Consider the following 9,701-nt stretch of genomic DNA (forward strand, 5'->3'; position numbering starts at 1 on the left):
AACGCTGCGCCATGGCCTGTGAAACCTTCTGTGCGACAAAGCCCGATGCAGCGCCCGACAAGGCACCCGCGATATAGCGTCCTGTGCCGTTGCCGATGGTCTGGCTACCGAGGAACGCACCCACACCAGCGGTGATCAGCGAAGTGAGCCCGGAGTTATCCGAACCCGCTTCAATCGAGATTGAGCGGGTGCGAACGACGGTGGCCTCTTCGACAGTGCCGGCGCGCTGGACGTCGTAACGCTGATACGTATTCGGCGAGCCGAAATCGGTACTGGCGCAGGCGGACAGCATGGATGCGAGAACGAGACTGATGATGATCTTGAACATGGTTGCCTCAAAGAATTGAAGGGCAACCGTCCCATCAGGGATGGTTGCCCTGACGGGAAGAATTCAACCGCGGTAACACAAGCGGTTTGATGAAGGATTAACTGGTGCGAACGTGGTTCGAATATCCGGTGACGCCGACAGTGTTCTCCGGGTTCCAGATCGCCACTGTCTGACTACCGACCATCCACGACACGTTCTCGTCGCTTCCTGCGATGCGTCCTTTTGCAGAAACAGCATCGGGGAACTCACGAGCGAGGTTCATGGAAAACATTTCGTAGGTGTAGGCGGTTGTCGCCTGACGGAAACCCTGGCCGTATACGAGACTCAGGAGTTCCCGAGACTTGCTATATGCCTCGGCCTGAGAGACCAACGCCTTTGGGGATGTCGCGACGTGATCATGCGAAACAGGGACTTGATGCAGCACTGTGCGGCTCCTAAGAAAATGGGAGCCGATTCCCTGATGGGATTGGCTCCCAGCAGGGTCAAAGACAGGCGGAAGCCCGTCGTGGATGACCGACAGTCGTCGGTCCAAGGTTGACGCACTCTGGCTTGCCAGAGTGTTCTTTCGATGCGCAAAAGCGCGGGTGATACGGCCAGTCTAGGGCAGTCCGAAGCGCGGCCAGCCTGGAAACATCGAGAAAACCGCCTCGCTTTTAAAGTTCACCCGGGCTCCACGCGAGCGGTAGCGCAAAAAAAAAGCGCTGATCCCGAAGGACCAGCGCTGATGTCAGATTTCGCGCGCGGCCTGCGGCCGCGCAATTCAGAACAACGTTGGGTTAGCCAAAATACCAGACGCGCGCCTGTCGATACGCGCCAGCCTTGAAGACGCCGACCATGTCGGGTTCCATGCCGCCCCCGTCGGCGGTCGGACGCACGCAAATCCGTTGAACGTCGTTTAACAGCGCGACGACGGCTTCGCCGACGCACGACCTGGCCTCGATAGCGCCAATGGTCGCCATATGGCTACCGTCGACCTTGAAGGCGTCCCAGAACGCAAGGTCGATCGCCTGTGCGACGGTCGTCTCACGATAGTCCGAGAGATAGCCTTCAACGACAGATGACAGGGCATCTTCGAAGGTCACTTCGTTGTCGGCGATGAGGACGTACGCGCGAGCCTCGGAAATCAGGTTCGCCGCGTATTCGCCTTCAAGATCGAACAGGCCCTCGCCGGTTATGCCGTCAAGCGCGCGTGCGTCGATCGAGAGGGATTCGTCGCCATCGACTTCAATGATCACGCCTTGCATGCGGTGTGCGGCGGCTTTGATACGGGCGGCCGTTTCGTTCATTGTTGCTCCTCGTGAAATAGCCGCGCGGAGCAACCCGCACGGGTTGTCGGTCCGCGCGGGAAGGTTTCTAAAGAACGCCGCTCCCGGAGGGAGCGACGTTGGACGGAATCAGGCGAAGCTGGGTTCGCCGTCCTCCGGTGCCTCAGGCCACGCGAGCCAGACCAGCGCGAGCCCGAGACCGAGCACGTCCGCCAGCATCTGCATCAACTGGTCCGCATCGTGGCTGGCCAGGTATTGGCTTCCATCGTGCATCAGCGTCGAAGCGACGAAGTACACGACGGCAAACGTACCGGCGACCAGCACGCGGTTACGCGAGGTCGGCCTCACGAAAATGCCCCAGAACAGCGTGAACAGCGAGCAGAGCGCGAACGCGCCCGCCAGATGCTCAATCGCGCCCGGGGCCCACCGCCCAAGATAGTGGATTTCGTCGAGACGGAACCACACCTGATACGGCTCGGCGAAGCCTTCATAGCGGTGAAACGCCGCCAGAAAGAGTGCAAGCAGAGTAATGACAAGCGCATTTGCATGCGCATACGGAGTGCTCGCGGTGCGAGCGAGCGCGGTTTTAGAGAAAAAGTTGTTCGGCATTGTGTGTGCCCGTAAAAGTGTTTGAGGAATGAAGCTCAGGGATGCAACGACATGCGCTGCTCTCAGGTATAGCGATTTGCAACCTCCATAAAAAAGCCGCTTCCCGAAGGAAGCGGCTGGTCAGTCTGCGGCGGGGGATTTCCGGCTCTTTCGAGCCTTCTTTTCCTTGGGTTTGGGTGCCTCGTATCCGAAGCGTGCCCACGCAGCAGGGTCAATCGGTATCGGGTTCGTGCGCCCTGTTGCCAGGTTCACGAACACGCCCGAGTATTTCAACGATCCGGTGCGAAACAGGGTCCACAGAAGATTGAACGCCTGCACCGCGATCGCGGAGTTGATAACGAGCGACTGCTTGCGCAGCGCGTCGGCCATGGAGCAGGACGGCGTGTCGTCGTCAGCATCTTTCGACGGGTCCACCAGGTCCGGGAACAGGTCGCCCACATGCGGCAACCGGTCCGGACTGGCTTTCCTCTGACCCCTAGGCATGGTCTGTCCAAGCACCACCTGGCCGCGATCCGTGTCATTGCCGCAGTCGAGGTAATACGCGTGCGTTTCCCCGATGGTGTCGAGAATTGCCTTGCGGGCAGCACGCGTATCAACACAACCAATCACGAGATCGACATTGAACAGTGCCGTGCGACCGTTCAGGCGTTGCGTGACCGCACGCCAGTTGGTACCCATCAGCATGTTGAGCCGGTTCACGATCAGCGAGGCCTTGTAACTGCCCACGTCGTTCGGATAGAAACCCTGCCGTCCAACGTTAGTCGGGCTCACCGTATCGTCGTCGTACACCGTGCACTCGATCCCGCCGGGGTGTCCCAGTTCGATCATGGCGTGGTGCAACCGGGCGAGTGCTGGCAATACAGCACTGCCCGTCCCGCCCGCTCCGACAACGATGATTCTCCAGGGGCGCTGCACCATGTGCGCCGGGAGTTCATGGCAGATCGCGTCCGTCATACCGCCTCCCGAACGCGCACTGCCTGATACCACGACGCCGGCGCACGCTCCGTCTCCTCGAAGATCCCCTTCGCGCACAAGCGCACGGCGATGCTCGGGGTCGAACGGTCACAGTTGCCGATGACAAGCGCCATCTTCACGTCATGCCGGTCATCGTCGTTGTCGGTCGACGAAAAGTACGCGGGATGCCTCCCATGCGAATGGCAGTCCATCACCAGCACTTCGTCGCCGGCGAGAGCCGGAGGCTGATACTTCAGCGATCCGCCGGTGTGGGTGACGATACCCACCGGCGCGAGCCGGAAGGCCTGCGTCGACGGACTCCACACAATCCACGCCCCGGTTTCCATGGGATGCGCCTTACGGGCCATCTCGGCAAACGCACCTACCAGGTCAGCCGGAATGGTTTCGCACAGCAGCCGCGTGGACGAAGTAACCCGTCCATACGGGATGGCCATGCGGACATTGAACTCCGCGACCTGGCGCACCAGCGATAGCCAGGGACGCCGGACCTCGAGGAACACACCGTTTTCCGCGACCAGCAACCGCTCACCCGCGGTCAGCATCTCTGTGACAGCTTCATTGCGCGGGACCATGACGGTCGGAAAGGACCGTTGCAACATCAAATCAGGAATGTTCATTTTTTCATTTTTTTAGCCTTTGGGGCCCTGCGCGATCAGATCGCCGAGCGTCCGCTTCATGGGCACGAGACATTGCAGGGGGAACTGCTCGCCGTACTTGCCGGCCAGCATTTCCTTCCAGAATGCAAATTCGCCTCGTGGGTGATTGACACGTTTGCCACCCGCATTGGGGTGGGTGAACGCCGATTCGAAGAACCCACTTTCCCAGCCGCTTATCGACGCGATGTCGATGCGATCGGGAACACGTGCGGAGCCAATGCAGATGGAACCGTGGTCCCAGGTGTTGAAGTACGGCGGTTCATACAGCAGCGTGTCAGGTGTCGGCCGTGCGGCGCCGTCAACTGCATACACGTAGAACCCGCTATTGCGCGCCTGAAAGACCAGGCCCGGATGCGGCACCACCGCGGTGACGTTGCCAAGCTCCGGGCAGTCGAAAAACACCCGCCGCATCGTCGGCCTGCACCACCAGGTCACAGCGGTGCGGTCGATCGCGAGGACCGTTTCCGGCAGAAACTCCGCCCTGGCCGCACAGCGTTCGGCAAGTGAATCGAGCGCCGTGAACAGCGCCTGCCGGTCCACCGGCCGCCCGGCACCGATCACAGGGCGCTTGCCCTTGATCGTGACGGGATGCGCCGTCGCGTAGACCGGGCTGTCCGTGCTCGCGGCACCCGAATACAACAGGATCGCACCCGTCACCGACAGCGGGACCGAATGCCCCGTCGACAGAAAAACGTCTTTCATTGTTTTGTTCCCTGCGGATCGCGCGTGATCAGTGAAACCACGCGGTCAACCTGACGAAGAATGGAAAAGCCCAACGACAGGTCCGCGTACTGCCTGCGGATGTCATCGGGTGACTGGGCAAGGGCAATGAACCCGTGAAACAGGGACCCGTCGCCGCCGTTACTGAAGTACTCATAATGGGTATCGAGCACATCACCGACATACGGGCCGTCGCACGCCGCGATGGACGTGGCGGCATAGATCGCCTCGGGCCTGAACGCCCAGTCAAACAGGTTCCGGCGACCAGCCTTTGTGAGCAGAGCCGTCAGATGCTCGAGTTCCGCGCACAGCTCGCGTATCCAGCCACGCTCGGTATAGCCAAGACGCCGTAGTGCCTCGATGCCCAAGGCGGGAAACGAACGCCACCGGCGAGCCCGCAGGTCGTACCGGCCGATCTCCATGCTGTCCGGACAAAGTTCGTCGCGCACAACGGACGGCAGGTACTGCTCGTACTCGTGTGGGTCGTCGCCAAAGCGGTCTTTCAGCTGCTCGATCGCCTCCTCGTCGGTGCACCACGGATCGCCATCCCAATGCCATTGCGAAAACATCCCAAGGAAGTCATCCGGAGTTCGCATCCACAGCGTGCGAAAGGCTGCCCGGTTGATCAGGATCAGCGCCGTCGAGAGCAGCCGCGGATGCGCCTGGATTAACGGCGCCGCCCGGTCGTCGATCATGTAGATGTAGTCCTCGACGGTATCGATGCCCAGATACAGCGGCGAGCTCACCTCGAACTCCGACGCGTTGTCCTGGTACATGATCTGGTCCTGGACAGACGCCGCATCGAGCAGCACCGGCCTGAATGTGAGGCGCTTCAGCGTGCCGCACTGCCGTCTGATCCAGGCGAACAGCGCCTGCGCCATCGCGTGGCCGGCGCCTTCGTAACTGCTCACATCGGACGCCCGGAGCGCGCCGGACTCGAAATGAGTCGCGACGAGCCGTGCTACTCCTGCGTCATGCGGCCACTTCATCGACGGCCGCGCAACCACGTCGCACGACACATCCGGAAGCGTCAGAAAATCATGGGCAGGTCGACGTCGGGCAACGGCACGGCGCTGCGGTTGCCAGCTGACGCCGTCAGGAGCGACGTGCGCATCAGCCGGCCGAGGATCGAAGAACATTGCTCGATCTCCTTGTCATGAAAAAAAACCGCTCTTTCGGGCGGTTCATTGGACGATGGCATTGCCTCATCGGCGATGCATTGCATGAGCGCGCGCTTACGCATCGCTACCCTTGGCACCTGCTGCACGCATGAACGTGTAGCGGGCGGTTTCCCCGTTGCAGACTGGCCCCTCAATGGCGGCCGTGGTCAGCTCCGGATACTGGGCGGAATACAGATCGCGCACCTCTTCGGGAGAAAAGGTCGGACCGGGATCGACGAAGTTCACGCCGTTGTAGACGAACTCGCGAACCAGACGGGCGACGGAAATGGACATGGCGCACCTCAGCTGAGCAGGGAAAGAAGATCGGTGCCGGAGGACTTCCCGGCATCCACTGGCGTTGCAGAAGCCGGCGCGGCCGACGCAGACGCTGACTGTTCGTCATCATCGTTGTCGGCTTCATCGTCCTCGTCGCCCTCACTGCTGGCGTTCGACTGACCGGCTTTCGCCGGTGCCGTCTTACCGCCCTTTGCGAGAGACTTCTGCGCTTTGGACGCCTGGCTCTTTTCCGCTTCCTGCAGGATCGCGGTGGTTGCCGCGACCTGTTCGGACAGCGACGCATGAGCCGTCGAGTACGAACCGATCGCCGCAGCAAAGCCCTCGTCGAGCTCGGCCGCCGTACCAGTAAGCACCAGCGGCTGGCGCAGCGCAGCGTCCTTGCCCTCGCCTTGCGGCACCACCACTACCGCCATGCGGTCGTTGTCCATCTTCAGCGTAAGTTGCAGCTTGCCGCTGGCTCGCACCAGCGCTTCAAGTTGTTGAAACATTGATTACCTCGAAAGAAGAGAGACGCCGCGCGATGGCGGCGTCTACATATAGAAGGGTGACGGAACGCAGAACGCACCCCGCGACTTCAGAACTTCAGCACCTTCGGCAGCTTGCCCTCGTAGTCGAACCCATCGACCTTGAGGAGCGCCTCGATGACTTCCGGCTTCGATTTCGCGAAGACCTTCTTGAAGTTGTCGCCCAGCGCGGCGCGGATGCCGATCTCGTCGGCCAGCACCATCATCTCGGACTTTGTGATCAGCTCCAGAAACTCCTTGTCGAGTTTCCAGTGCTTTTTCAGGTCCAGCCTGTGCGACTTGCACAGTTGCGTCAGATACGTCACATCCAGACCTTCGATTGCGGCGAACAGCATTGCAATCATCAGGTCCGCCTGTGAGCTTTCCTTCGCTGCCTGCACGGCGTCGATCGCCTTGGGCAGGTTGGACACGGGTGCCTCGCTGCCAACAATCCGCTCGAAGAAATTGCGGAACGCAGCATCGTCGACCTGACGTGCATGACCACTGAGCACGACCGCAATCAGATACTGGCGGGCCAGTTCATGATTCATGCCGATGTCAGCACGCAAGGCCTTGCGCCACAGCTTCACGCGATAGGCCTTCACCTTCTCGGACTCTGCAATGACCGTGACCGAGGGATTCGTGGACGCCGGAGCACTGGCTGACTTGCTGCCCGCACTTGCGTTTTTGGCTGCTGGTGCGGACTTTGCACTGTCGGGCTTTGCCGGCTGCGATGCAGCCTTCTCCGCCTGGATGCGAGCCGCCACCTTCTTCATGTTGCAGACGGTGTCGAAGCACTGGCCGCGATAGACCTTGCCTACAGAATCAGGCAGGCCGCTCACGGCCGCGCCGTAGTTCGCACAGGCGTGACAGGCTTTCGCCTGTTCAAGGCCGACGCCCTTCGCTCCCTCGACAGCCAGCTGCACGCGCGTGTTGTTGTCGCCAAGCCGTACGATCCGCACGGTCTGGAATTCATCGCGCAGCCCGCCGGCCGTCGCCTCCAGCTGCTTCTCCGTCTTGTCGTTGAAGCAGCCGCGGTTCGTACAGTTTCCGGTGCCGATCGCTTCGCCAAACATCTGCGCCTGCGTCGACGAGTTGTGCGGACACCCCGCACAGTCCGTCTTGTCGAAAATGGCAGAGCCCAGCGCACAGGACGCCTGTTCCACCAGCTTCTTCACGTCGGCGACCGAACGCTTTTCCGAGACAACGACTGGCAGGACCTTGTCCTGATTCTCTTTCGAGAGGGCCGCCAGCAGTTCAGCGTGAGCGATGTTGATTTTCCGCTCGCTCAGCGCGTCGAGCACCGCCTTCGAACAGTTCAGCAGCGCAAGGCGGCTGTCCAGTGTCGAGCGTGACCATCCAAGGAGCTTGGCAGTCACGTCGCGGTCGCCGCCATGCAGTCCGAGCAGCTCGGCCGCATCGACGGCTTCTTCGGCAGGAGAGAGGTTGTCGCGCTGGATGTTCTCGGTGAGCGCAATACGGCGCGCTTCGACTTCATCGACGTCCTTTACAACGATGGGCATCGGGAAGTCTTCACCGTGAGCGTCCATGGCGCCGCGATAGCGCCGACCACCCGCGATTACCTCGAAGTCGAAGTCGTCTTCGACAACGGGGCGAACGATGATCGGCGTGTCGACTCCATGCGCGCGAATCGACTCGGTCAGTTCCGCCATCGCCTTCGGATCGAAGTACGTACGCGGGTTACGACCAAGCTTGATGCGCTTCAGGGGTGCAGTAAGTTGTTGCATTGCAGGTTCTCCAGAAAGGGGAACCTGCTCCCTATCGGGAGTGGTTCCCGATGGGGTCAATGATGAACGATGCCGGGCGAGCCGGCTGGGTCGATGCGTCAGAGACGCGGTAGGTTCATCAAAGATACCGTCACGATCCGCCGCCGTTTCAGCGGAAAGCTTCACAATTGCATATCGCTAAGAAAAAAGGCCCACCGTTCTCGGGTGGGCCTTGGCTTCAAAAGAGCGTCAACTGGTCGATCGTATCGAACACCGAGCGCTCGCGCGTGCCACTCGCAAGCGACTGCTCGAACAGTTCCGCCAGAGAGGTTGCCTCACGAACAGGAGAAATGTCTGCGGCGTTGCCGTTTGCCCGTTCCAGTACAGCGACATCGGGTTCATCCATTCCGGTTGCGACCGCATCGCCACCCGCATCGTGGCGGGCAGCTACTGCGATCTCTTCGACTGGCTCGTCGTGCTCGAGCGCGACAGCATCGCGAAGCAGTTCTGCCTCGACCCTCCGTCGCAGCCTGAAGGTCCAGCCGCCCAGCACGTGCGCAGGCGTGTACCACGTGCCCCATACCTCCATCGACAGCGCGTTGCCATGTACCACGGTGGCGGGGATGTGCAGCAGCGAGAGTTGCACATAGGCCATGTGGACGCAACACGGATCAATGTCGATACAGGTCGCGTGCATCACCTGCTGATAGTTGTGGCCGGCAGCATGCAACGATTCCGCCGCAGCGATCACCATGCCACCAGCGCCACATGCGGGCTCCTGAAGCCGGATGAAGCCGCGCCGTTGAACTTCGGCACCGCAATCGCCCATCAGCATCATCGACATCATCCGGGAGACGGTGTAAGGCGTGAAGAACTGGCCTGCCCTGTCGTTTCCGAGCCCCAGCATCATGTAGGTCTCGCCGAGAACGTCCGTCAGGCCACCGCCGATCAATTGACCGCCTGACGTTGGCTTGCCGATCATCGCCACACGCAGCTCGAACGACTCAACGAGAAGGCCAAGCATTTGCGGGAATTTCGCGACTTCCTCCTTTTTGTACTTGCCGACGATATCAAGGTAGCGCTTCTCGCGGGCATCGAACTGCGCACGATCCACACTGTTGCTGATCGCCAGCGCACTCAACTCGACGAAGTCGGAAAACACCGTATGAAGATGATGCCCGTATGAGAACGACTGGATCAGTTTCACCAGCTCTTTCTGGCACGAATCCGCGGTCAGATCGTGCTTACGTTGTGCGGCGTTTTTGCTCATGCCCAAGGTCCGAAAAATAGACGAGGCATGCCCCGAGGGGCGTGCCCCACGGGGTTAATGGATCTAGGGCATTGCTGATCAAGTCCACCGCATAGCTACTCGGAGCGTTATAGAGCGGAGTGGATAAGGAAGGCAGAACAGGATGAAGCAGCAGACGCTGGCGATGGAAGCTGACGAAGGTGCGGGTTTCG

Annotated in this window: 13 protein-coding genes; all 13 read right to left on the reverse strand. The window is 60.6% G+C overall.

The window, feature by feature from the left end:
• On the reverse strand, nucleotides 1–328 hold a 328-nt coding region (locus ACLFKU_RS41320; protein ID WP_410853064.1), incomplete at its 3' end, for a glycine zipper 2TM domain-containing protein.
• A gap of 97 nt (nucleotides 329–425) precedes the next feature.
• A complete protein-coding gene (locus ACLFKU_RS41325; protein ID WP_410853065.1) occupies nucleotides 426–752 on the reverse strand; it encodes a hypothetical protein in 327 nt (108 codons plus the stop codon).
• A 352-nt stretch (nucleotides 753–1,104) separates the two neighbouring features.
• Nucleotides 1,105–1,614 (reverse strand): hypothetical protein, encoded by a 510-nt coding sequence (locus tag ACLFKU_RS41330; RefSeq protein WP_410853066.1) that lies wholly within the window; start codon nucleotides 1,612–1,614, stop codon nucleotides 1,105–1,107.
• A gap of 108 nt (nucleotides 1,615–1,722) precedes the next feature.
• Nucleotides 1,723–2,202, reverse strand: a complete 480-nt coding sequence (locus tag ACLFKU_RS41335; protein ID WP_410853067.1) for a hypothetical protein — start codon at nucleotides 2,200–2,202, stop codon at nucleotides 1,723–1,725.
• Nucleotides 2,203–2,322: 120 nt separating this feature from the next.
• Complete coding sequence (locus ACLFKU_RS41340) at nucleotides 2,323–3,156, reverse strand: PRTRC system ThiF family protein (protein WP_410853068.1); 834 nt, start codon at nucleotides 3,154–3,156, stop codon at nucleotides 2,323–2,325.
• Entirely contained in the window at nucleotides 3,153–3,794 is a 642-nt protein-coding gene (locus ACLFKU_RS41345) for a PRTRC system protein A (RefSeq protein ID WP_410853069.1), read from the reverse strand. The genes ACLFKU_RS41340 and ACLFKU_RS41345 overlap by 4 nt, the downstream gene beginning before the upstream one ends.
• Nucleotides 3,795–3,806: 12 nt before the next feature.
• Nucleotides 3,807–4,535, reverse strand: a complete 729-nt coding sequence (locus ACLFKU_RS41350) for a PRTRC system protein B (RefSeq protein WP_410853070.1) — start codon at nucleotides 4,533–4,535, stop codon at nucleotides 3,807–3,809.
• On the reverse strand, nucleotides 4,532–5,692 hold the full coding sequence (locus tag ACLFKU_RS41355) for a PRTRC system protein F (protein WP_410853071.1): 1,161 nt from the start codon (nucleotides 5,690–5,692) through the stop codon (nucleotides 4,532–4,534). Before ACLFKU_RS41355 ends, ACLFKU_RS41350 begins: the two co-directional genes overlap by 4 nt.
• 96 nt (nucleotides 5,693–5,788) lie before the next feature.
• Complete coding sequence (locus ACLFKU_RS41360) at nucleotides 5,789–6,007, reverse strand: PRTRC system protein C (protein WP_410853072.1); 219 nt, start codon at nucleotides 6,005–6,007, stop codon at nucleotides 5,789–5,791.
• Nucleotides 6,008–6,015: 8 nt separating this feature from the next.
• Nucleotides 6,016–6,498: a PRTRC system protein E gene (locus tag ACLFKU_RS41365; RefSeq protein WP_018432900.1), complete on the reverse strand. Its 483-nt coding sequence runs from the start codon at nucleotides 6,496–6,498 to the stop codon at nucleotides 6,016–6,018.
• Nucleotides 6,499–6,584: 86 nt separating this feature from the next.
• Nucleotides 6,585–8,261, reverse strand: coding sequence for a PRTRC system ParB family protein (locus ACLFKU_RS41370; protein ID WP_410853075.1), 1,677 nt, complete (start codon nucleotides 8,259–8,261; stop codon nucleotides 6,585–6,587).
• A 217-nt stretch (nucleotides 8,262–8,478) separates the two neighbouring features.
• Nucleotides 8,479–9,510 carry an N-6 DNA methylase gene (locus ACLFKU_RS41375; protein WP_410853073.1) on the reverse strand — a complete coding sequence of 344 codons (1,032 nt, stop codon included), beginning with the start codon at nucleotides 9,508–9,510 and terminating at the stop codon, nucleotides 8,479–8,481.
• A partial coding sequence (locus tag ACLFKU_RS41380) for a hypothetical protein (protein WP_410853074.1) occupies nucleotides 9,485–9,701 on the reverse strand: 217 nt, incomplete at its 5' end. The genes ACLFKU_RS41375 and ACLFKU_RS41380, both read right to left, overlap by 26 nt.

The sequence above is a fragment of the Paraburkholderia sp. EG304 genome (assembly GCF_046543485.1).
GTDB lineage: Bacteria > Pseudomonadota > Gammaproteobacteria > Burkholderiales > Burkholderiaceae > Paraburkholderia > Paraburkholderia youngii.